Raw genomic sequence first — 24,325 nt, forward strand, 5'->3', positions numbered from 1 at the left:
TGTTAAGATATTAGTAATCAGCCGGAGTTTCTAGGTACAATTGCTTGAATGCTGTGTCTAATTGCTCATCATTAGGAGCTTTACCATGCCAGGCATGAGATCCCATCATATAATCAACTCCGTAACCCATTTCTGTATGAAGAAGAATTGCTACCGGCTTTCCTTTTCCGGTTTCTGTTTTTGCCTTCTCAAGAATTGCAATCACAGCTTCAAGATCATTACCATTTTTTTCTTCCAGAACAATCCATCCGAATGCTTCCAATTTAGCATGAAGATTTCCTAAACTTAATACATCATCTGTATCACCATCGATCTGACGACCGTTATAGTCAATTGTAGAAATGATATTATCTACCTTTTTAGCAGCTGCATACATCAATGCTTCCCAGATCTGACCTTCCTGAAGCTCACCGTCTCCGTGAAGAGAGTAAACAAGAGATTGATCACCATCTAATTTTTTACCATCAGCTACCCCTAATGCTACGGAAAGTCCTTGTCCAAGAGAACCTGAGGCAATTCTGATTCCCGGAAGGCCTTCGTGCGTTGTTGGGTGTCCCTGTAATCTTGAATCTAATTTTCTGAAAGTACTTAGTTCTTCTACAGGGAAGAAACCAAATCTTGCTAAAGTAGAGTAGAATACCGGAGAAATGTGTCCGTTTGATAGATAAAAATGATCCTCATTCTTACCTTCCATTGTAAAAGGAAGTTTATAGTTCATTACCTTTCCGTAAAGGGCTGTAAAGAATTCTGTGCACCCTAAGCTACCACCAGGGTGTCCTGAATTTACAGCGTGAACCATTCTTAAAATGTCTCTTCTGATCTGCGTAGTAAGAGTTTTTAACTCTTCGATACTTTTACTCATTATATCTGATTTATTTGCATGCGAATTTACAATTTTTTACCGGCTTATGGAAATGCAAAATCCGGATATAAAACCCGGATTTAGTATGATTTGAATATTTTCCCGCTTTTAACAGCCTTCGTTAAGATAAACAGAGATTTCAGTTACTATATTATTAACGAATTTAAAGCTTAATAAAGTTCCTGCCTGGCTGTCTTCAAGATTAAAATAACCGGCATCTTTAATCGGCTTACCATTGGAGTCCCAGTCCGGGCGTACACTGAAATTGGCGTAACTTCTATACGTGTTGATCAGGTCATCTCTGGTGCTTCCCACCCCGATTCCGCTTTTGGTTTTGAATTTTTTACTTGTTGTTGTCATGTAGGTAATGGAAGGAACACTCGGGTTGGCTTCATTGATGTAATTATCAAAAAGATCAATCTGAATAGTTTCTCCATTATATTTTACGATGTTTTTTTTCTCTGCGCCAGAGTTGGACAGTTTTATTCCCGCTATTTTTTCAGCATCAACCTTAGGCATGAAAACTTTAAAGGGGCCAATTCGTAATGTTGAGACTTCAAAGTTGTCTTGAGCATTCATGAAACTAAAAGTCAATAGAAATGTGAAAATTGCGATAATTTTTTTCATAGTTTTTAATTTTTGTTTTTTTTATTTCGATGTTTTTTAAAATTAATTTATATCATTCGTGTTAAAGATAATTAAAATGCAAAAGTCTATAAAATCAGTTACTTAAACAAATACAAAAAAATAAAAAATATTTATTAACGGTAATGCTTTGTGGTAGCAGGATCATTGATTTTTTGCTACTAAACATTGCTTTTTTTTGAATTTTAATATGTGGTATTTAGATTAATTTAACTAATTTTATAATTCAAATAATCATGAATTATGAACCTTTAACTAATTATTTTTTTTTGTTTTTGGTTTTAATGTTGGGATTAATAAAAATTACATACCATTATATATGAAAATTAAACAATTATTTTATCTGGGGATATTCATTATATCCGTTTCCTCCGGGAAAGCACAGGACTTTTTTACAGTAATCAGTGAGAGGTCCATCAAAGCAGATCCGAAAAACAGAACTGTACAACCGGAAAAGTCACTTACCTATACCTTGGATGTGGCCGGAATGAAAAGTTATTTCAATTCTGTTCCGGAACTGAAAGACAGTGACCGCAAAGAAAATGCTCCGATTATTGTTCTTCCAATGCCAGATGGTACGAAAGCCAAATTCAGAATCTGGAAATCTTCCGTGATGGCTCCGGAATTAGCCAGCAAGTTTCCTCAGATTGTCACTTTTACCGGACAGGGAATTGATGACAGGTATGCAACCCTAAAACTTGATTTTACAGAGTTAGGATTTCATGCGCAGATAAAATCTATAGTCGCAGGCGATTCTTATATAGATCCTTATGCAAAACAGGATGTCAGTAATTATATCATTTACAAGAAAAGTGATTTAATTGATAAAAATCCAAGAACATGTGGGCTGAAAGATGATCAGGATGCTCCACTAGAAAAAAAAAGCGAACAAAAAACCGTAGCTCCAAGCGTAGGAACTCAAATTAGAGTTTTCAGATTCGCAGTGGCTTGTACCCATCAGTATGCAATTGCAGCAACGGGTTCTGCAACTCCTACAGTAGCACAGACTCTTTCAGCCATTGTAACCTCTGTAAACAGAGTGAATGGAGTATATGAACAGGAAGTTGCTTCAAGATTGGTATTAGTAGGTACTGAAACCAATGTGATCTTTACCAGTGCGGCTACGGACCCTTTCACAGGAAATGATAGTGCAGGAACATTAATTAACGAAAGCCAGACCCAAATTGACTTACTGATAGGAAATGCCAATTATGATATCGGACATACCTTCAGTACAGGAGGTGGAGGATTAGCCGGATTAGGAGTAATCTGTAACAACTCTAATAAAGGAAGAGGAATCACCGGCTCACCAAATCCGGTTGGTGATCCTTATGATATTGATTATGTAGCCCATGAAGTAGGACATCAGTTTGGGGGGCCACATACTTTTAATGCAACAACAGGAAGCTGTGGAGGAGGAAACCGCAGTGCAACCAACGCTGTAGAACCTGGAAGCGGAATTACCATAATGGCTTACGCCGGAATTTGTGGAAGTACCAATAACCTCGCTCCTAACAGTATTCCGACTTTCCATACTAAATCATATCAGTCTATCACCACAAAAGTTCAGTCAACAACTTGTCAGGTAACACTTCCAAGCAACAATTTCGCTCCTACAGTCAATGCCGGAGGAGATTATACCATTCCTAAAGGTACACCATTTAGATTGGAAGGATCTGCTACAGATTTAGATAACAATCCTCTTACTTACAGCTGGGAACAGAATGATGTAGGACCTGCGGGTGACTGGAATGCACCAACATTAAATGCACCTCTGTTCCGATCATACGTACCTGTAACCGTTCCTTACAGATATTTCCCAAAACTTACAGATGTAATCAATGGAACTGTTTCCAAAGGAGAAGTTAGACCTTCTTATGCACGAACAATGGAGTTCAGATTGACTGTAAGAGATAATAACGCGGGTTGTGCAGGAGTAGCCAATGATGATGCTATTATTACTGTTGATGGAAATTCCGGACCTTTTAACGTAACTGCACCTACTACAGCGGTAAACTGGGCCGGTAATTCTACTCAGACAGTAACCTGGGACGTAGCCAATACAACTTCATTTCCGGTGAATGCCGCTACTGTAAATATTTACCTTTCTACAGATGGCGGGCTTACCTATCCTACACTGATCCTGGCTTCCACTCCGAACGATGGTTCTGAAGTTGTTACTATTCCTAACGTAAATACCACACAGGCAAGAATTATGGTTGCTGCAGAAACAAATGTTTTCTATAACATTAATCCAATCAACTTTACCATTACCCAGACATTAGGGGTGAATGAAACCTCTGCCAATAAAGATGTATTTGTGGTATATCCTAATCCAAGTAAAGGACTTCTGAATGTGAAATTTACCAATTCAAATGAAGTATATGATATTACAGTATATGATGTAAGCGGAAAATTAGTGTTCACTCAGGCAAAAAACAAATTGAATCATGATAAAACAGGGTCTTTTGACTTGTCACATCTTGTTCAGGGAGATTATCTTGTTAAAGTGAAATCTAAAAATCTCGAGAAAACAATCAAGTGGATTAAAGAATAATCTATTTCCTTGATTCAAATAAAAAAGACTGTCTTCAATAGAGGACAGTCTTTTTTTGGAATGTATGTTATTTTAAACAACTCTTAAATGTTGTTTGTTTTTTACCAGCCACAGACCAATGAAGGTTAGTAATCCGTTTAAAACAATGAGTTCTACTCCGATTTTATAATCGGTATAAGTAGTAACAGCCAGATTGATTAAATAAGTTAATACAGGTGCCAAAAGGGTAACCGTAAGGATGGAATATTTTCTTGAAATCTGGAACTTGGTGAAAATTCCAAAAGCAAAAAGTCCAAGAAGCGGTCCGTAAGTATATCCTGCAATTTCCATGATCAGATAGACGATAGATTTGTCATTCAATGCTTTGAAAACCATAATCAGGATGAAGAACACTACGGTGAAAATCAAATGTACTTTCATACGAAGGCGTTTCTTCTCTTTTTCAGTTTTTGTTTTATCTTCATTAAGGTTTAATAAATCTACACAATATGAGCTGGTTACAGCTGTTAGAGCCCCATCTGCAGAAGGAAATAAGGCTGAAATTAATCCGATGATGAAAATAACAGAAATAGCCATAGGAAAATATCCCTGAAGTGATAAAGCGGGGAAAAGGTCATCTCCCATTACGTTTTTAATGTTTCCTGCTGGATCTTTAAATCCAAAAATATTCGTTACTGTTTCACCGTTTATAGTCCCATATTCTGCTCCATGTTGTAGAGCAAAGAGGTATAATAATCCTCCCAGGAATAAGAAGGCAAGGTTCACAATAAGAAGTGTTCCTGCAAAAGTCAACATGTTTTTCTTTGAATTCTTAAGATTATCCACAGAGATATTTTTCTGCATCATTTCCTGATCCAGCCCTGTCATAGCAATGGTAATGAAAATTCCGCCCAGAATGGTTTTCAGGAAAAAGGTTTTGGAATTCGGATCAAAATTGATGAAGTGAGTATAATTTTTCTGTTCAAGAATCGTATAAGCTTCACCAAACGACAGATTCAGGTTGGATAAAATATAAACAATACAAGCTACAAGACTGATGATCATAAAAGAAGTCTGCAGCGTATCTGTAATAACAATGGTTTTTACACCGCCTTCAAAAGTATACAGAAGTACCATTAACAGAAGAACAAGAGAAGTCACCCAGAACGGAACTCCCAATCCTTCAAGTAAGAATATCTGTAAAACATTCACTACCAGGTATAATCTTGCAGTAGCTCCAATTGCTCTTGAAATAATAAAAAAGATAGAACCTATTTTATGCGCTTCTACATTGAATCTTTTTCCCAGATATGTGTAAATAGAAGTCAGATTCATCTTGTAGTAGAGTGGTAGTAATATTGCTGCCACAATAAAATATCCGATGAAGAATCCTATCACCATCATATAATATTCAAAACCTCCGTAAATGTATTCGGAGCCGGTCATTTTTCCGACAGTTCCCGGAACGGAAATAAAAGTAACCCCACTTAAGCTGGTTCCTATCATCCCGAATGCTACGAGCCACCATTTACTCTTTTTGTTACCGATAAAAAAAGACTGGTTATCAGAATTCCGGCTGGTGAAATAAGAAATCACCAAAAGGCCGATAAAATAGACGAAAACAAATAGCAAAAGGATAGTTCCTGGATTCATGCTTGATTTTTAAATTTTAGCAAATATATAAAAAAGATCAGTCGTGAATCATGAATTTGAATTCCTGTTCGTGTCAAAACAAATTGTGATGGTTAATTTACTTGTAAGCAGTGATTTACTTTTAAAAACAAAAACCTTCCAGAGATCGATCTGAAAGGTTTGTATGGTAAGGGTGTAATACAGTGACTAATTCACTAAAACATCCTGAAGTTCCTCACTTTTCTGGAAACTTGCTTTAGCGAAAGGACAGAGGGGAATAATCTTCTTATCATTTTTTCTGGCAAAATCTACGGCTGCCAGAAGCATTTCCTTGCCTACTCCTTTTCCGTTGTAAGCTTCTTCCACCTCGGTGTGGTCTATAATAAATCTTTCTTCTCCGGCCCAGGTATAGGTCATCATTCCTGCGCGTTTTCCATCTATGAAAGCTTCAAAACTTCCGTGTTTTTCGTCGTTGTTTTGTTTTACTTCGATCATGTTATGAGAATTTAGTTAGTATTTCTATGTCGTTGGTTAATATTTTGTGAACAGGGCATGCATCCGCAATGGTGTGCAGTCTTTTACGCTGCTCATCATCCAGAATACCTTCAAAACTGATATCTCTTTTGAAGACCGCTCTTTTTGTTAATGGAAAGTTTTCAAGCTCTACTTCTACATTGATGTTTTCTATATCCCATTCCTTTCTTTCAATATACATTCTCAAGGTTGCTGCTGTACAGCTTGCCAGTGATGTAGCCAGGATTTCCAGCGGATTGAAACCCTTGTTCTGTCCGCCTTTATCAATCGGTTCGTCCGTAATAATTGTATTCTCGCCGGCTGTTACTTCTGTATAATATTTTGTTTTTCCTAAACTTGCCTTTACTGTTACCGCCATTATTTTGCTGTATTGAATTTATAACTTAATGCACCTGATGGGCATAGGTCGATCTGATTTTTTAGTTCTTCGGGACTTGCGTTTTCTGCTTTTATCCAAGGTCTTTCTTTAGGATCGTAGACTTTGGGGAGTGTTTTTACACATATGGCAGAATGGATACATTTTTTAGGCTGCCAGATGACAGTAATGTTTCCGTTAGGATATTCGTGTGTTTCCATATCAATTTTCTTTTAATGTTTTTTCGATTCTTCTGTCCGGAATCAGCCATATAAGAGCCACGATATAATAAAAACCTATGGCAATATAAGGATAAAAAAATGAAGTAGCGATTCCCAGGACATAAAATACAATTGAGATATACTCTTTATATTTCGAATGGATGGCTTCTTTCAGTTTTGAATCTTCTCCTTCACAACGGATAATCACATGCTCCAGAATAGTGTAGGCAATGGCCGACATAATGAGCCCTATACCATAGACTGCAACGGGGTTTTTTGCAAAATTTGTCGTCCCGATCCATTCTGTAGCAATTGGCATCAGAGAAAGCCAGAACAGAAGATGAAGGTTGGCCCAAAGAATGCTGCCATTTACTTTCTTTACTGTCTGGAACAAATGATGATGGTTGTTCCAGTAGATTCCTACATAAATAAAACTGAAAATATAAGCCAGAAACTTAGGAAGAAGAGGTTTGACACTGGCCCAGCTATTTCCTTCAGGTACTTTCAGTTCAAGTACCATAATGGTAATAATAATAGCAAGGACACCATCACTGAACGCCTCCAGTCTTCCTTTGTTCATTTACTTTATCTGATTTTTAAAGTTTTGTATTTTACCTTTCAGATCATTCAGCATATCGGGATTGATGACACCGCTTTCCATATCAAAGTTTTCATAAAATTTGGGCAGTGAAAAAGTGTCCTTGATATCTGCTGCAAACTGTGGAAAAAATGTTTTTGCTGTATTCATCACATTTCCGCCTCCATAACCTCCGGGAGAGGTACTCATCAGAAGCATTGGTTTATTCTGAAATACTTTTACGTTAATTCTTGAAGCCCAGTCAAAAACATTTTTAAAAGCTGCACTGTAAGAACGGTTGTGCTCAGCAAGTGAGCAGATGATTACATCACATTCCTCAATCGCTTTTAAAAACTGGTGGGCTTCATCAGGAAAACCTTTCTTTTCAAGGTCTACAGAGAATACGGGCATTGTAAAATCGTTGAGGTCAATCAGATTGATTTCCTCATCCTGAAAATCTTTCAGAACAAATTTTACCAGTTCCCTGTTGATAGAGGTGGAAGATGTACTTCCGGCAAATGCTAATATTTTCATAGTTAATAATCTGAACTGAAGTTATTTTCTGTTTAGAATAGCCTTAGGAAGCGGCACATATTCGTTTTCGTCACCAGGAACCAGAGGAAATGCATCGTGATTCTGATCATTCCAGTTTACTTTTGCCTGATCAATTAATTCCTTGTCAGAGTTAACGAAATTCCAGAAAATAAAACGCTCTTCATCGAATGGTTCGCCACCGAAAAGATAAACCGTTCCGTTTTCACTCATCTCAAATTCGCAAAGCTTGGTATCTTTAGCAATCATCAGCTGTTTGGAACCATAAGAATTTCCATCGGTAGTTACTGTTCCATCCAGAACGTACATGGCTGCTTCTCCATAAAGATCTTTTCCAATGCTGATTTTTTTTGCTTCTTTTGTTTTAATTTCAAGGAAAAATAATTTGCTGTGTACCGGAACTGCAGATGTTCTTCCAAATGCTTCACCGGCAATTAATTTATACTGAATGCCATCTTCCTCCCACACCGGAATTTCATCTGCTTCAATATGATGGAAAGTAGGCTCAGACTGCTCAAGATGCTTCGGAAGACCTACCCAGATCTGGAATCCGTGAAGTCTTTTATCACTGTGTCTTAAATATTCAGGTGTTCTTTCTGAATGTACAACCCCTTTTCCGGCTGTCATCCAGTTAACAGCACCCGGTTTTATTTCTATAGCACTTCCAATACTGTCTCTGTGGAAAATAGAGCCTTCCAGCAGATAAGTCAAGGTAGATAATCCGATATGCGGATGTGGCGGAACATCGAGATTCTGATAATCTTTTAATTCTGAAGGCCCCATGTGATCAATAAAAACAAAAGGGCCAACTGCTCTTTTCTCACGGAAAGGAAGAAGTCTTCCTACCAGGAAATTTCCGATATCTGCCGCTTTTTCTTCAATAATAAGTCCAATATTTGACATGATGATGTGATACTTTTTAAAATGTTATTTAAATAAATTGATGAGTCCTGATGAAGGTTTAAAGTTTGTCGTAGCCTTCAAATCTCTCATCCACGATACGTTTCCATTCAGGGTGTTTCTTAATAAAAGCGAAAACATAAGGACAGAAGGGTAGAAGTTTTTTTTCACTTTCTTCAATAAAATTCAAAGTTTTCTCTACTACTGCGGCAGCCGCGCCAGTTCCGGCTAATTCCGGTTCTGCTTCAGTATGGATTAAAGAAATCTGATGCATGGTTTCACGGTAATCAATAAATGCATAATGTCCGTTGAATTCTATTTCAAATCTTTTTTCGGCTTTTACAAGAGGTATATTTTCAAATTCTGGTTTCATAATATTTGTACTAAGGGTGCTGCATTTCCTATAAATGCAGGAAATTGCTTGTTAAGACAATTAAACCTTATAGGTTCTAAAACCTATAAGGTTTGCCATTATATAAAGTTAATAAAAAAAGGAATAATCAAAGATTAAGATAAATTTAAATCTTTAATCTTCCAGGTATCCGAATTTTCCGGTATTAAAATCCTCGAAAGCCTGCATGATTTCTTCTCTGGAATTCATCACAAAAGGTCCGTGAGGATAAATAGGTTCGTTAATAGGTTCTCCGCTGATGATTAAAACAACAGCATCTTGTTTGGCTTCGATAGTGAATGTTTCCCCTTCATTTTTAAACAGGACAAAATGATCAGCTTTAACAGCTTCTTCCTCGTTAATAATAATACTTCCTTCAATTACCAAAGCTGCAGTGTTGAAATGAGCAGGGAAATTAAACTCTGCTTTTCCTCCAGCTTTCAGTTTGGCATTCATCATATGAACCGGAGTGAAAGTACTCGCAGGTCCTTTATGACCATCATATTCTCCGGCAATCACTTCTATGTAGCCATTTTCGCCCAGATCCACTCTTTCCATTTTAGAGTTTTCGATAGCCTGGTATTTTGGGCAGCTCATTTTATCTTTTGCCGGAAGATTCACCCAAAGCTGAACCATCTGAAAAATTCCTCCTTCTTTTGCCCATTCTGTTTCATGATATTCCTTGTGCAGAACTCCTTTGGCAGCAGTCATCCACTGAACATCACCTTCTCCGATCACACCGCCGCCGCCAGCGCTGTCATGGTGTTCTACTTTTCCGCTATACGCTATCGTTACTGTTTCAAAACCTCTGTGCGGATGTACTCCTACACCTCTTGGTCTGTCTGAACCATTGAAATGAAATTTTGAATTGTAATCCAGCATGATAAACGGATCCATTCTTTTCATATCCAATCCAGGAACTCCCGGAATGAAATTGTGAACCCTGAACCCATCGCCTACAAAGTGCGCAGGTTTTGGAGATACTACGATTTCTATTTTTTTAGTTGCCATCACATTGTTGATTTATGTAAACAAAATTACCATTGTTATATGCGAAAAGCATTGATCTGTGTTAAGTTCGTGGGAAAGGATGAAGCTGTGATCAGATCTGTTTAATCTTCCTTGGATTTCATATTCTTTCCATCCGAAATATGCAGCCTCCTGAACACGAATCCAGATAAAATCGTTAGTATTCCCACCGTAAGAAATGTAAGTCGGAAGGCATTATGGATTTCACCATTAATAAGATCTGTATTTTCAAATAACTTTAAAACAATCAGTCCGAAGGCAATTCCGAAGCCTATCGCCAGCTGTTGATTGACTGAGAGTAAAGAGTTTCCGCTGCTGGTCTGAAAGTTACGAAGATCGGCAATAGAAATAGTATTCATGGAAGTGAACTGAATAGAGTTGAAAAAACCTAATATTGCGATGATCGGAACAAACCAGTACAAAGATGTGTGTATATCAGGTATGGCAAGCAGGCATATCAGCGTTCCGATAATGAATGTATTAATCATCAAAGTCTGGCGGTAGCCATATTTATCTAAAATTTTAATAACATATGATTTTCCGAAGATAGCCGTCAAAGCCATAGGAGCAATGATCCAGCCCGAAGTGACTGCAGACTGTTTATAGGCAATCTGGATCATCAGTGGCAGCAATAGCGGAACAGAGCTGATTCCTAATCTGGTGGCAAGATTTCCCACAATGCCTACCCGGAATGTTCTCACCTGAAAAAGGTTTAACGGGAAGATAGGATTTCCTCCTCTTTTAGCATGCTTATAATAATAATACAGGAACAGGAAGCCCATTATAAATACAAGCAAAACAGGGGTGATATTCTGGATGTCCCCGAAAAGTTCCAGGGAAACAGAAAGCAGGAGAGAGGCTGCTGCAAAAATCAAGAAGCCCTTTAAATCAAAATCAACATCATCAGATTTGTAATTGGGCATGAATTTTAATCCTAAAAGAATTCCCAGAACTCCAATCGGAATATTGATCAGGAATATCCAGTGCCATGAGAGGTAATCTACCATATAACCTCCTACCAAAGGTCCGAGTACAGGTCCGATAAGAGCAGGAATGATGGCAAAGTTCATGGCTTTGAGCAGTTCGTTTTTATCAAATGTTTTAATGAGTGCCAGCTTTCCAACAGGCGTCATCAAGCTTCCTCCAACTCCCTGAATAACTCTTGAAATTACTAAATGAGTAAGATTTTGAGACATGGAACAGAACAAAGAACCCAGACTGAATAATACCAGAGAAAATATAAATATTTTTTTTGTTCCAAACCGGTCGGCAAGAAATCCGCTGGCGGGCATAAAAACAGCAAGGGTTAGAACATAACTGATGATAGCGTTCTGCATATTGAGCGGAGACTCATTCAGATCTTTTGCAATAGCAGGCAGAGAAGTATTCAGAATCGTGGAATCCAGCATTTGCATGAAAATAGCAGTGGCCAGAATTAAGGGAAGTATCTTTTTTACGGAGGTCTGTTGTGTATTTGCTTCTGTCATTTTGTATCGGCTGGGTTGTGAAAAACTCCCAGACTTATTTATTTGAAGAACCGCTTACTCTAAGCGTTTTGATTCTTAGATAAAGAAATCCATATAAAATTAAAAAAGTCCTGTGAAATTTCACAGGACTTTTTGATTTATTTTCTAGGTTTTATTTTCTAGGTTTTTCTACTCCTTTCCATTCATCACCGGCTTTTCTGTACTGGCTTAAGGTGAAAGTTTTGAAATCCTTTGTTTTATATTCGATGTTATCGGTATTCTGCTCAAAAGGCATGATATAATAATATTCAATGTCTGTTTTATCCGATTTGTTTCCTTTTTTTACAGAAGGAACATATTTTGAGAATTTATAGCTTGGAAGATATTGTTTCAATCTTGTGTAGAAAGCTTTGTCTTCTTTTTCGCTAGGGATGATATCTACAATATTCAGATCGTCTTTTTTCTTGTCAATCCAAAGATAATATGTCTTTTCTTCTCCTATATTTCTATTGAATGAGTTGAAAGCAAATAATTCCTTAGGCACAAGTTCCTTGATTTTTTCGGGATCTACTTTAGTATAATATTGACCTTTTGAAGGGTCTACATACGTTTCAAGGTTATACATTAAAACAGAATTGTTCTCGAATTTTTTATTTTTAAAATATTGATTTAATGATAATTCTGCAGTTGCTCTCAGCTCTTTACCTCTTGCATCCAGTTTTTTTGTCGGGTTCTGAGGGTTTACATATTTTACAAATTCATATAAAACAACAGGTTTAATGTCTTTAAGGTGAGGATAAGTTTTCAGTTGCTCTGCCTTTACAAGCCAATAATATTGTTGATAGTAGTCATCTTTATCCTGGTCTTTCACACTCTTATAAGCCAAAGCAAGCTTCTTTGAATTCAGATATTTGCCATATTTTCCTTGTCCAAAAGCAAAACTTATGGCTAATAAGGCAAATAAAACAGTAAGGTTTCTTCTCATTTTTTTATAATTGATATTTTCGTTTTCCAAATATAATTATTTATTAGATATTATTTTGGATTGTGAGTTAAATTATGCCATATTGTTAGTGTTAATTCAAGAAAAAATCCTGTATTGCTACAGGATTGATAAATTATAACAGAAGGAGTTATAGGTTTGAATGTGAAAAATATACATGTAATTAGTGAATTTTGCTTTGCAAGTGAATTATTAACTGTCAATTTTTGCTTCGCAAGTGAATAATAAAGCTGTAATCCGTAACCCGAATCCCGCAACAAATTGACAAGCGAAGCGAATTGACGATTGACTATTCATCATCCCTTCCTAATACGAAGTCTCATGTACCTTCACCGCTCTTCCGCTTGGATCATTCATTTTTTTGAACGCTTCATCCCATTCCAGAGCAATAGGAGTGGAGCATGCAACAGAAGGAACTGATGGAACGGTAGCAGCTGCAGTTTCACTCGGGAAATGTTCTTCAAAAATAGTTCGGTATCGGTATTCTTCTTTGTTCTGAGGTGTGTTTAGCGGGAATCTGAATCTTGCGTTAGTCATCATTTCGTCTGTCACTTCTCTTTCAGCTACCTCTTTTAAGGTATCTATCCATGAATATCCCACACCATCCGAGAACTGTTCTTTCTGTCTCCAGACAATAGAATCTGGAAGAAGGTCTTCAAAAGCTTTTCTCAATACCCATTTTTCAATTTTTCCTTCAGCAGTACTGATCATTTTATCCTGAGGGTTAATCGTCATTGCAATATCCATGAATTCTTTGTCAAGGAAAGGAACTCTTCCTTCAATTCCCCAGCTCATCAACGCTTTGTTGGCTCTTAAACAGTCATAGAGGTGAAGTTTGCCTAATTTTCTCACAGTTTCATCGTGGAATTCTTTTGCATTAGGAGCTTTATGGAAGTATAAATAACCTCCGAACAATTCATCCGAACCTTCTCCTGAAAGAACCATTTTAATTCCCATGGATTTGATGACTCTTGCCAAAAGATACATCGGTGTGGATGCTCTGATGGTGGTTACATCATAAGTTTCAAGATGATAAATGACGTCACGTACAGCATCCAGTCCTTCCTGAACAGTAAAGTTAACCTCATGGTGAACAGAACCAATGTGCTCTGCTGCCTTTTGTGCAGCTGCAAGATCCGGAGAACCAACCAATCCTACCGCGAAACTGTGGAGTCTTGGATACCAGGCTTCCTGAGTATCGCCACTTTCAATTCTCTGGCGGGCAAATTTTGCAGTGATGGCTGAAATAACAGACGAATCCAGTCCTCCGGAAAGAAGTACACCATAAGGAACATCACTCATCAGTTGTCTGTGAACGGCATCTTCAAGACCTTTTCTCAGTTTTGAGATATCGGTTTCATTTTCTTTTACATGATCAAAGCTGTCCCAGTCTCTTGTATACCATTGCTGAAGTTCTGTTCCGTCCGGACTGAACATCAAATGGCCAGGTAAGAAAGTTTCTATTTTTTTGCAGATTCCTTCAAGAGCTTTTAATTCAGAAGCAACATAGTAGTTTCCGCTTTTATCCCAACCCTGATAAAGCGGACAGATTCCCATATGATCTCGGGCGATAAGATAAATATCATTTTCGGTATCGTATAAAGCGAATGCAAAAATTCCGTTAAGTTTCTCTACGAAATCTTTTCCGTATTTTCTGTAAAGGGCAAGGATCACCTCGCAGTCGGATTGAGTCTGAAACTCATAATCCGGAAATTCTTCTTTAAGTTCTCTATGGTTATAGATTTCACCGTTCACCGCTAATACTACTTTTCCATCTTTAGTAAATAGAGGCTGTTTTCCAGAAGTAGGATCTACAATGGCAAGTCTTTCATGAGAAAAAATTACTTTCTCGTCCTGAAAAACTCCACTCCAATCCGGTCCTCTGTGACGGATTTTTTTTGACATTTCCAATACCTGAGGTCTTAATACTTCAGTTTTTTGCTTGGCGTCGAATAAACATACAATTCCACACATGATTTTTATTATTTATGGAACAAAAGTAGAAGGGATGTTTATAAATAACAATAAAAAATATTTAAAAACGAAAATATTTAATCAATTAATACTTTAAAGTTAAAATTTTTAACTATTTCTTGAAATTAACATGTTTTTGATTAATTTTTTTCGTTGAGCCGAAATGGATGTGGTTTCTATACGAAATAAAAATGACATATTTATTAATCTATGGTAATTAATTATATGAATTTTACCCCTTACTTTGTGGCTCGAAATAATTTTTTTTCATCATTTGTGTTTTTACCTTCTTGCAATTCTCATGCAAGAAGGTTTTGTTTTTATTGTACTCCCAGTAAAGTTCCTGAAACATTCCAAGAACTGAAACTTGTTCCTTCTGTAGGTCCTTGAGGAATTTTTATCTGTATGGTATGTTTTCCTGCTTTCAAATCTCCCAGAGGGATAAAATTAGGATTGGTAACGGTTCCCGGGCACCAGTTTGATCTGCTGAGGTCTGAGGATGATAGTCCGTCCTGAAAATTTCCAGAGGCTGGATTGTATAAACGATACGAGCCACAATCTGTTCTCCATGGGATAAATGAAAATACAGGATTTCCATCCATCAATATAGAATTGGCTTTAGGAACGAATTCATCACCATTTTCCCAACCGCCGTGTCCTGTTGTGGTATACCTAAGTTGCGCATTTTTCAGGTCTTTATCTAACGTGAAGTCAACAAGAAGACCTTTGTCCTGATTAAACATGGTAGAGTAGTCCTGTCCTGCCATTTCCATAATATTTAAAGTATTAAACAAAGGAATAGCCGTATTGTTCTTATTTACGGTCTGATCACTTTTATGAATCGTAATATCAAGGCTTACTTTATGTCCTCCTTTATCATAATTGCCAATAAATGTACCTATCCAAAGTTCTTTTCCTGATAAAGCAGGTTTCAATTCTGTGATATCCTGTCGGTAAGGGCTGATAGTCTGCCAGTCTTTTCCTTTAAGCTGAATATGATTGAATTTCTGGATACCAAAAGCGGTAAAGAATCTCATCATTTCCATAGCAGGGCTATAATTGTCGGCAGCAGTTACTCCGTAATATTGTTTTCCATTTCCGTTTTCGTAAAGAGGAAGTGTTTTTACTCCCTTTTCCAGACCGTCAAAAAAAGACTTTTCTTTATCCTGTGGAATGAAAAATACAGTTCCGGTTCTGTCATAGGCATCCCCATTGGATTGCTGCTTCAGTTCAACAAAAATATTTTCTCCTTCTGTAATAGTGGGGAATTTTATTTTTTTCAGAATGATGGTTCCGTTAGCGTATCTCTTGATCTGGTCATCAGATTTTGAGGCATCAGAGAAATTGATGGTTTCATTTTCAAAAACATTCAGTGTGGTAAATCTGCTTTTCCAAAGGAGATCTTTATATCCCAGCTGATCGGTTGTCTGTATGTTTCCTTTCAATATGTTTTCAATCCTTGTGTTCTTTATTTTTTTGATTGAGCTGGCTGTTGTTAAAGAATTTTTATTTCTCTCTATTTCCAGAACTAATCCTAAATTCTGTCCTAAAACAGAAGGACCTCCTTTCAGTTTTAAGTCATTGGTGTACCAGATTTCAATGGTATTTGAATTGATTTTTGTAACCGCTTTTTTACAGTTGTATCCTAAGATCTTTTTTGTTTCATTGGTGAGTTCAAAATTCTGTTTTCCAACAGACTCTGTATCTGATGCTGAAATAATGGATCCTGGTTTTAAAAATGCATAAGAAACAATAGAGTTAGATGGCTTTTCTACCTTAGTGATCTCATAAGGATAGCTGCTTTTTTGTTCTTTGATCGTACTATTGAGAATAAAATTTTCTTTCTCATTGACCCAAATGATGGTAGAGGGCTGATCCGTTGATACCTTTCCGTTATAAGAACCAGTGTACTGAATTTCATAGGTCTGTGCAGAAAACAGACAGTACGCGAAAACAGCCAGAAAATTGAAAACAATTCTTGTATGCATAAATAAATGAGTTTGCTGCAAAGGTATTCTAAACTTTCTACAGCATCAAACCGGTTTTGATCTATACAGTTAGTAGGCAATGGGGTTGAAATGTTACAAAAATTGTTACATTTTTTCAGAAAGGTTTTAAAACAAAAAAACTACTCCAGAAAATAGAGTAGTTTAGTGTATTGTTGTTGGATTTAAATTAAGAAATTCTCTCAATCAAAGCCATATAGAATCCGTCATACCCTTCGCTAGGCATTACTTTTTCATCTTTAATCATCTTGAATCCAGGATTGTTTTTGATGAACTCATCTACCTGAAGATTGTTTTCAGATGGAAGAATAGAACAGGTAGCGTATACCATTTTTCCTCCTTTTTTAAGCATTTTAGAATAGTCCTGAAGAATTTGTTGTTGTTCCTTTTTAATTCTGTCAATAAAGTCCTGATCAATTTTCCACTTGCTGTCCGGGTTTCTTTTCAAAACACCAAGACCTGAACATGGTGCATCAATCAGAAGTCTATCAGCTTTTTCATGAAGACGTTTGATTACTTTATTGTCAGAGATCATACGGGTTTCAATATTGTGGGCTCCGGCTCTCTTGGCACGACGCTTCAGCTCGGCAAGCTTCCATTCGAAGATATCTAATGCTACAATCTGACCTTTATTTTTCATTAATGCTGCCAGGTGAAGTGTTTTTCCACCAGCACCAGCACATGCATCTACTACTCTTTGTCCTTCTTTTACATCAAGAAAATACCCGATTTTCTGAGAAGAAGCATCCTGAACTTCAAATAATCCTTCTTTGAAAGCGGTAGTAAGGAAAACATTTTTCTTTTCTTCCAGCTGAACAGCGTCAGGATAACCTTTAACAGGATAAGAAACAACACCCTCATCTGAAAGATCAGAGATAAGTTCTTTAGTGGTTGTTCTTAAAGAATTGGCTCTTAAAACCGTAGGAGCCTGTTCGTTTAAAGCAATCATTTCTCTTTCCCAGCTGGCACCCAGTTCTTTTTCAAGAGTTTCAGCAAGCCATTCAGGAATAGAGTGTTCTATTGCTTTTGTAGGAACAGTGTTCTTTTTAAGTTTGGTAAGAATATCGGCGATTTTGATTCCGTCAAATTCTTCGAATTTTTTATAATTGGTTTTACTCCAGAGTAGATAAGCAATGATCAGTTTGTAGATATTATTGGGTTTCACGCCTTCACCCATGTAGTATTCAAGGCGTTTTTTCCAACGGATAATATTGTAAAAAATTTCAGAAACAACGGCTCTGTCCTGGCTTCCCCACTTTCTGTTTGCTTTCAAAAGTCTTTCAATAACTTTATCGGCATATTTGTTTTTTTCAAAAAATGTCTCCTGTAAGGCATCGTGAATTCCGATTGCCAAGTTTCTGTGAATAAGTTCCATAAATTTGCTTCGCTGTTTGAATCTGCAAAAATACGACTTTTAATTGAGAGTTGAAGATTTGGGTGAGAGATTGAGGATAGGAGAGATGAAGGGGGATTGTGAATGGTGAATGGTGAATGGTGAATCCGCTTCGCTTGTGAATTTTGGGTTTCCGGTTGAGAAGTTATGAGTAATTATATATTGTACAGATATGTTTTCTAATGGAAGGTTGCGCATTCACTATTCACTTTGCAAAGCAAAAATTGACTATTGACACTCTGAGATTCAGTAGTGAATGGTCTGTGTGTTTATTAATTTTTACAGGGTAGAAATAAATTTTAATGCTCAATTTGTAAAGGTTTTCCGATTATTTATATTTTTTATTTGTTGACGATAGCCTTTTACTATAAGACGTATAAACCAGTGTTTTTTGCTTAATGAAAAATATTTGCTGATAAAATATACACTGTTCATTACTATACTTTATTTTCTTTGCGGCAAGTTTATTTAATTTGCATTAATTCACTTGTGTGTGTAAAATTAATAAACGCTTATGATCTACTATACTGAGCTTTATCTATTGACTTCAACCTTTAAAAAGTTCTACCTTTGCAAAAAATAAAAATATGAGTGACACAGTAATTTGTCCAAAATGCAGCTCTGAGTTTACATACCCGAGCGATAATATGATGGTATGTTCCCAGTGTTTCTACGAATGGGATCCGGCTGAAGCCGCTGCTGAAGCCGCAAATGAAGGAAAAATCCTGGATTCCAACGGAAATGAACTTCAGGATGGTGATTCTGTAGTGGTAATAAAAGATTTACCTGTAAAGGGAGCGCCAAAACCGGTAAAAGCCGGGACTAAAGTGAAAAATATCCGTCTGAGACCGGGAAGTGATCACAATATTGACTGTAAAATTGATGGTTTTGGAGCAATGGCTCTTAAGTCAGAATTTGTAAAGAAAGCATAAGAACTTCGTTTTTCTATGCCCTGAAAATAAAGAAAAGGAAAAAATTGGACAGTGTAATCTTTCAACAGACTTAATTGCAATATTGCTAATGTCCGTCTGGAAGGCAGAAAGAGAATTAACCAAAAATTTCCTTATACTTTAGAAGTACAAATGTAAGAAAAAGTTTTAAACAGCTTCTTACGTTTGTGCTTTTTTTTATTGATAAGTATAAGTGAATGTATAAGTTATGTGTAATTCGGTTTTTCGCCTACATAAACGAAATACAGATCGTTTCTGATATTTTCTCATCCGTATACACAACAAGCTCCTTTCCTTTTGCCTTTAATTTATTCCAATAATAATTTCCTGCAAATCTGCTTTCAAGAACTTCGGCTTCGAGACCGGTTTCTGTGATTTTGATTTCTTTGGGATAATAAGAGAATTTGGTAAGCTGGAAATCTTCAGCTTCTGCTTCACTAAAAATATTCACTTCCCCAAATAGCTTAGCAACATAAGAGTTGTAAGGATTTCTGTAGGTTTCTTCCGGGCTGTCATTCTGAATCAGTCTTCCATCCTGCAGAATAACAATCTGGTCCAGCCATGGCATGATATCCTGAAGTTCATGAGTGGAAATAATCAGAGAAACGCCATGCTGTTTTACATATCTGAAAAGTCTTTCTCTCAGTTCAATTTTTCTCGGAAAATCAAGATTACTGAAGGGTTCATCTAAAATAAGAAGCTTGGGAAGTACAGACAATGCTCTGGCAATAGCCACTCTTTGCTGTTGTCCGCCGCTTAGGTATTTTGGAAGTACGTTCGCAAATTCCTGAAGCCCTACCACCTCAAGAAGCTCCGTTACAGTTTCTTTTTTTTGTTTTAAATTGATATTAGAAATAAATTTTCCTACGTTTTCAGCCACTGTAGCGTAGGGCATAAGATCAAAATTCTGCGCTACGAATTTCATTTCCGGTTCTCCCGGAACAAGATTTCCTTTCGGTCCCAAAAGCTTTGTTCCGTTAAAAATAATCTCTCCGCTTTCCCAATCCAAAAGACCATAAATCAGGTTGAGAAGAGTAGATTTTCCACATCCGCTTTCACCGGCCAGCGCTATAATTCTGTTTTCTTCAAACCTTAGGTTAAGGTTCTGAAACAGGGGATTTTCTTTGTTGTGAGAGAAAAATAAATTGTTTATTTCTAATAGCATATTACAAATGTAAGGTTTTTATGAAAACATAATTTTTTTTATTATATTAGCGGAACTAATAAAAATAAATCAAAAATGAGAAAAAAACTGTTTTCGTTAGCTATTCCTGCATTATTTATTGCTGCTGTAATGGTTTCTTGTAAAAAAGACAAACCACTTACCAGTGAAAGTAATGAGGTGACGACTACTAAAGAAGGTAGCCAGTTCACTTTGGATACGCTAAACAGTAAGGTTGAATGGAAGGGATACAAAGTATTTAAATCTGAGAATACAAGCCATTTTGGAACAATCAGGTTTGAAAGTGGAGATGTGACGGTGAAAGACGGAAAACTGGAAAGCGGAAAATTCGTTGCTGATATGAACTCTTTAACTTCTGTGGATCTGAAAGACAACCCGGAAGATTTAGGAAAATTAAATGGCCACCTGAAAAGCGGAGATTTCTTTGAAGTTGAAAAATTCCCGACAGCTTCTTATGAAATTACAAAGGTAACTCCTGCTGCAGAAGGTGATTATAATACTCTTTTGGATGGTAATTTAACCATTAAAGGAATTACAAAACCTGTTCAGTTTAAAGCTAATGTTTCGGTGAAAGAAGGAGAGGTGAGTGTAGCTACTGAGCCAAAAGATATCAAGAGAGAAGAGTTTGGAGTGAAGTTCCAGGCTCCGGCTGAAAACGGTGTGATTAAAGACGAGGTAACTCTTCAGATCAGCGTTAAAGCTTTAGAAAAGAAATAATTTTTTTATTTAAGTGAAATAAGTGATTGAAGTCTGCCTCCCGAAAAAGAGGCAGATTTTTTTTTGACGGACTTATTATTCAACTTAAAATCGTATTTTTGCAAAACATTTTGAAAGGGTAAAATAATGATAGAAAAGATAGAAGAACTACTGGTCGAAGTAAATGGCTTCACTGCTACCTCTAAGGAAGAGATTGAAAACTTCCGAATCAAGTACAATGGTAAAAAAGGGGTTCTGAATGATTTTTTTGAAAAATTTAAAGAAGTTCCTAACGATCAAAAGAAAGAATTCGGACAGAAGATCAACACTTTGAAGCAGGCAGTTGCTGTAAAACTGGAGGATTTGAAAAATGCTTCCGCATCTTCTGTTGTGGTTGAAAAAGAAGATCTTACAAGACCTGCTTTTCCATTGGAATTGGGTTCAAGACATCCGATCAACCTTGTAAAAAACAGAATTATTGAAATCTTCAAATCTATCGGTTTTGCAGTAGCAGACGGACCAGAGATTGAAGATGACTGGCATAACTTTACCGCACTTAACCTTCCGGAATATCACCCGGCAAGAGATATGCAGGATACATTCTTCATTGAGCAGAATCCTGATATTCTTTTAAGAACGCATACTTCTTCCGTACAAACACGTTATATGGAAGAAAACCAGCCGCCTATCAGAATTTTATCTCCGGGAAGAGTATTTAGAAATGAAGCAATTTCTTCACGTTCTCACTGTATTTTCCATCAGATTGAAGGACTATATATTGATGAGAATGTAAGCTTTGCAGACCTGAAGCAAACAATCCAGTTCTTTACGACTGAGCTTTTCGGAAAATCTAAAATCAGAATGAGACCTTCTTTCTTCCCTTTCACAGAGCCAAGTGCTGAAATTGATGTGTATTGGGGATTAAACTCTGAAACAGATTACAGGATCACAAAAGGTACAGGATGGCTGGAAATTATGGGATGTGGAATGGTAGACCCTGCCGTACTGAAAAATGTGAATATCGATGCTGAGAAATATTCAGGATATGCATTCGGAATGGGTATTGAAAGAATCACGATGCTTCTTTACCAGATGAGTGACATCAGAATGTTCTTCGAAAATGATATCAGAACACTTGAACAGTTCAAAACACTATAAAAAATCAAACCTCCGGAGCTCCGGAGGTTTTTTGTTTTTAATTACTGACCTAAGAAACAAAACGTAATTAAAAACTGATCTTATTGAAAAATTTACACGTGTCTGTTTCTTATGCCTATACTTCTGTTTGAATCCGCTAGGTACTTCAATGAAGTATTGACATGATGCAGTTCTTTGCCTGCCTCTATTATAAAGACAATCTGTGTTAAGAATATATTACATAAGAAATTAAAAAAGCCTGTAAAATTTACAGGCTGTATCTTTGAAACTGACAATTATTATTTGCTGAATTTTAAAGGATATTTTACATTCTTGTAATCATCAATACTTGCTTTCAGCGCTCCTACGGCAAGTTCTGCTTTCAATAGCATAGGAAGATGGTTGGCATCATTGCTAACCCACATGGTGACTCCTTCTTTGTCTTTAAATACTCTTCCGCTTTTTACGGATGGGATAATCTTCAAACAATTGATCGTACCAAATTTTGTCTTTAAATTTTCTGTTCCTGTTACTTTCAGCTGAAAAGGAAACATTTCATCATCAATCCATACATTCATATTAATAACAGTTCCCACTTTCAGTTCATCCGGGCTTTTACTTCTTAAATAATAAAAGCAGGAAAGCATATCCTGAACACCTTTCACTGATTTTAAAACCTTTGAACCGTTGGCCGGAGTTTTTTTATCCGTTAATATTAAAGTATTATTATCGTGATTAAAAACTGTTTCAAAATGCTGGCGGTAGCTTCCTTCACGTACATTTCTGACATAAAAGCTTGGTAATCCAGTCTGTGTATTGATGAAACTTTCATATAAATCTTCTACTTTGAAGAATGCTTTTACAGCACCTGTTGTCTGCCCGGTTCCTTTTACATAGAGATGAGGTATACCTTTGTAAGTGGTTTGTTTGGTAGTAAGATTGGCAGTTCCTGCATTAAGGAAACCATAGTGAATTCTAAGAGTAATGGATTCGCCATCCGCGATATTATCAATCTGGGCTGAGCCAAAAAAGAATATTAATAATGCAAAAAGGATTGAAATTTTCTTCATAACAAGACATTTACAAAAACATTGCCAAATTTAAAATCTTAAATGATAGATATTTGACAAATCTCAGGTTTTTATTTAGAATCAATTAAATATGCTTCGCATTAAAATTAGTAAATTTGCAGTTACATGTATAATTAAATTATCTTAAAGATTATGATAACCACTGATATATTGATCATAGGTGCGGGACCTACAGGACTTTTTGCAGTTTTTGAAGCTGGTTTATTAAAAATGAAGTGCCATATTATTGATGCACTTCCACAGCCGGGAGGGCAATTGGCTGAACTTTATCCTAAAAAACCTATTTTCGATATCCCTGGTTATCCTTCTGTGAATGCCGGAGAATTGGTAGATAATCTGATGGAGCAGATCAAGCAGTTCCAGCCTGGATTTACTTTAGGGGAGACAGCTGTTTCTTATACAAAAATAGACGATGAATGGTTTGAGGTGATTACCAACAAAGGAACCGTTCACAGATGTAAAGCGATTGCCATCGCAGGAGGTTTAGGAACTTTTGAACCAAGAAAACCTACTTTTGAAAATATCGCTGATTATGAAGAAAAAGGTCTTGAATATTTCGTTAAAGAACCTGAACACTTCAGAAATAAAAAAGTGGTGATTGCTGGTGGAGGAGACTCTGCATTAGACTGGAGTATTTTCCTTTCTAACGTTGCAAGTGAAGTAACTTTGATTCACAGAAGAAATGAATTCAGAGGAGCTTTGGATTCTGTAGAGAAAGTTCAGGATCTGAAAAATCAGGGGAAAATTAAATTAATTACACCTGCAGAAGTTACAGGTATTAAAGGTGACGGAAAAGTAGAAGCGATTACTGTAGAAGTAGAAGGACAGGAAGCTTATGATATTGAAACAGATTATTTCATTCCTTTATTCGGATTGACACCAAAATTGGGTGAGATTGGAAACTGGGGACTGAATATCGAGAAAAATGCAATCGTTGTAAACAATGCTCTTGATTATCAAACTAACATTGATGGTATCTATGCTATCGGAGATATCAATACATACCCTGGAAAACTGAAGTTGATCCTTTGTGGTTTCCACGAAGCTACTTTAATGTGTCAGAGTGTGTACAACAGGCTAAATCCTGGTAAAAAATTCGTTTTAAAATATACAACGGTAAGTGGTGTTGACGGATTTGACGGAAGCCGTAAAGAAGCAGAGAAGGCAGTTGTGAAAAAAATTGACTAATTTT

Annotated in this window: 23 protein-coding genes; 5 read left to right on the forward strand and 18 right to left on the reverse strand. The window is 36.6% G+C overall.

The window, feature by feature from the left end:
• Positions 1-10: 10 nt before the first annotated feature.
• Together PZ898_RS20755 and PZ898_RS20760 are read right to left on the reverse strand one after the other, a co-directional pair.
• The gene (locus PZ898_RS20755; RefSeq protein ID WP_277694148.1) at positions 11-862 is read right to left on the reverse strand and encodes a transketolase; all 852 of its coding nucleotides are present in this window, start codon (positions 860-862) and stop codon (positions 11-13) included.
• Positions 863-970: 108 nt separating this feature from the next.
• Positions 971-1,489, reverse strand: a complete 519-nt coding sequence (locus PZ898_RS20760; RefSeq protein ID WP_277694149.1) for a hypothetical protein — start codon at positions 1,487-1,489, stop codon at positions 971-973.
• A 337-nt stretch (positions 1,490-1,826) separates the two neighbouring features.
• Between PZ898_RS20760 and PZ898_RS20765 the strand changes: the two genes are divergently transcribed.
• Positions 1,827-4,064 (forward strand): reprolysin-like metallopeptidase, encoded by a 2,238-nt coding sequence (locus PZ898_RS20765; RefSeq protein WP_277694150.1) that lies wholly within the window; start codon positions 1,827-1,829, stop codon positions 4,062-4,064.
• Positions 4,065-4,136: 72 nt separating this feature from the next.
• Here the strand turns inward: PZ898_RS20765 and PZ898_RS20770 are convergent, their stop codons facing one another.
• The 14 genes from PZ898_RS20770 to PZ898_RS20835 all read right to left on the reverse strand — a co-directional run bounded on the left by PZ898_RS20770 (position 4,137) and on the right by PZ898_RS20835 (position 18,058).
• Positions 4,137-5,696, reverse strand: a complete 1,560-nt coding sequence (locus tag PZ898_RS20770; RefSeq protein ID WP_062675416.1) for a sodium:solute symporter — start codon at positions 5,694-5,696, stop codon at positions 4,137-4,139.
• A 186-nt stretch (positions 5,697-5,882) separates the two neighbouring features.
• On the reverse strand, positions 5,883-6,170 hold the full coding sequence (locus tag PZ898_RS20775) for a GNAT family N-acetyltransferase (RefSeq protein WP_174525205.1): 288 nt from the start codon (positions 6,168-6,170) through the stop codon (positions 5,883-5,885).
• A 1-nt stretch (position 6,171) separates the two neighbouring features.
• A complete protein-coding gene (locus tag PZ898_RS20780) occupies positions 6,172-6,567 on the reverse strand; it encodes an OsmC family protein (protein ID WP_062675415.1) in 396 nt (131 codons plus the stop codon).
• Complete coding sequence (locus PZ898_RS20785) at positions 6,567-6,785, reverse strand: (4Fe-4S)-binding protein (protein WP_120233505.1); 219 nt, start codon at positions 6,783-6,785, stop codon at positions 6,567-6,569. The genes PZ898_RS20780 and PZ898_RS20785 overlap by 1 nt, the downstream gene beginning before the upstream one ends.
• Position 6,786: 1 nt before the next feature.
• Positions 6,787-7,365 (reverse strand): TMEM175 family protein, encoded by a 579-nt coding sequence (locus tag PZ898_RS20790; RefSeq protein ID WP_062675413.1) that lies wholly within the window; start codon positions 7,363-7,365, stop codon positions 6,787-6,789.
• A complete protein-coding gene (locus PZ898_RS20795; RefSeq protein WP_062675412.1) occupies positions 7,366-7,896 on the reverse strand; it encodes an NAD(P)H-dependent oxidoreductase in 531 nt (176 codons plus the stop codon).
• A gap of 21 nt (positions 7,897-7,917) precedes the next feature.
• A complete protein-coding gene (locus tag PZ898_RS20800; RefSeq protein ID WP_120233507.1) occupies positions 7,918-8,817 on the reverse strand; it encodes a pirin family protein in 900 nt (299 codons plus the stop codon).
• A 58-nt stretch (positions 8,818-8,875) separates the two neighbouring features.
• A complete protein-coding gene (locus PZ898_RS20805; protein ID WP_062675410.1) occupies positions 8,876-9,187 on the reverse strand; it encodes an N-acetyltransferase in 312 nt (103 codons plus the stop codon).
• A 153-nt stretch (positions 9,188-9,340) separates the two neighbouring features.
• Positions 9,341-10,216 (reverse strand): pirin family protein, encoded by an 876-nt coding sequence (locus PZ898_RS20810; protein WP_062675409.1) that lies wholly within the window; start codon positions 10,214-10,216, stop codon positions 9,341-9,343.
• A gap of 101 nt (positions 10,217-10,317) precedes the next feature.
• Positions 10,318-11,721, reverse strand: a complete 1,404-nt coding sequence (locus PZ898_RS20815) for an MFS transporter (RefSeq protein ID WP_123278865.1) — start codon at positions 11,719-11,721, stop codon at positions 10,318-10,320.
• A 151-nt stretch (positions 11,722-11,872) separates the two neighbouring features.
• Positions 11,873-12,715 (reverse strand): hypothetical protein, encoded by an 843-nt coding sequence (locus PZ898_RS20820; protein ID WP_065119676.1) that lies wholly within the window; start codon positions 12,713-12,715, stop codon positions 11,873-11,875.
• 294 nt (positions 12,716-13,009) lie between these two features.
• Positions 13,010-14,677: an asparagine synthase B gene (gene asnB / locus PZ898_RS20825; protein WP_062675406.1), complete on the reverse strand. Its 1,668-nt coding sequence runs from the start codon at positions 14,675-14,677 to the stop codon at positions 13,010-13,012.
• A 320-nt stretch (positions 14,678-14,997) separates the two neighbouring features.
• Complete coding sequence (locus PZ898_RS20830; protein ID WP_277694151.1) at positions 14,998-16,665, reverse strand: GLPGLI family protein; 1,668 nt, start codon at positions 16,663-16,665, stop codon at positions 14,998-15,000.
• Between the two features lie 187 nt (positions 16,666-16,852).
• On the reverse strand, positions 16,853-18,058 hold the full coding sequence (locus PZ898_RS20835; RefSeq protein ID WP_062675404.1) for an RsmB/NOP family class I SAM-dependent RNA methyltransferase: 1,206 nt from the start codon (positions 18,056-18,058) through the stop codon (positions 16,853-16,855).
• A 605-nt stretch (positions 18,059-18,663) separates the two neighbouring features.
• On the opposite strand from PZ898_RS20835, the gene PZ898_RS20840 reads away from it, so the two are divergent.
• Positions 18,664-19,008, forward strand: coding sequence for a zinc ribbon domain-containing protein YjdM (locus PZ898_RS20840; protein ID WP_062675403.1), 345 nt, complete (start codon positions 18,664-18,666; stop codon positions 19,006-19,008).
• Between the two features lie 247 nt (positions 19,009-19,255).
• On the opposite strand, the gene PZ898_RS20845 is transcribed toward PZ898_RS20840, so the two are convergent.
• Entirely contained in the window at positions 19,256-20,191 is a 936-nt protein-coding gene (locus tag PZ898_RS20845; protein WP_062675402.1) for an ABC transporter ATP-binding protein, read from the reverse strand.
• A gap of 75 nt (positions 20,192-20,266) precedes the next feature.
• Here PZ898_RS20845 and PZ898_RS20850 point away from each other — a divergent pair, with 75 nt between their 5' ends.
• Positions 20,267-20,926, forward strand: coding sequence for a YceI family protein (locus PZ898_RS20850; RefSeq protein ID WP_062675401.1), 660 nt, complete (start codon positions 20,267-20,269; stop codon positions 20,924-20,926).
• A 126-nt stretch (positions 20,927-21,052) separates the two neighbouring features.
• Positions 21,053-22,063, forward strand: coding sequence for a phenylalanine--tRNA ligase subunit alpha (gene pheS / locus PZ898_RS20855; protein ID WP_062675400.1), 1,011 nt, complete (start codon positions 21,053-21,055; stop codon positions 22,061-22,063).
• Between the two features lie 278 nt (positions 22,064-22,341).
• Here the strand turns inward: pheS and PZ898_RS20860 are convergent, their stop codons facing one another.
• On the reverse strand, positions 22,342-23,112 hold the full coding sequence (locus PZ898_RS20860; protein WP_062675399.1) for a DUF3108 domain-containing protein: 771 nt from the start codon (positions 23,110-23,112) through the stop codon (positions 22,342-22,344).
• Positions 23,113-23,265: 153 nt separating this feature from the next.
• On the opposite strand from PZ898_RS20860, the gene PZ898_RS20865 reads away from it, so the two are divergent.
• On the forward strand, positions 23,266-24,321 hold the full coding sequence (locus PZ898_RS20865) for an NAD(P)/FAD-dependent oxidoreductase (protein WP_062675398.1): 1,056 nt from the start codon (positions 23,266-23,268) through the stop codon (positions 24,319-24,321).
• The last annotated feature ends 4 nt before the right edge of the window (positions 24,322-24,325 follow it).

Source organism: Chryseobacterium sp. WX (genome assembly GCF_029542485.1).
GTDB lineage: Bacteria > Bacteroidota > Bacteroidia > Flavobacteriales > Weeksellaceae > Chryseobacterium > Chryseobacterium cucumeris.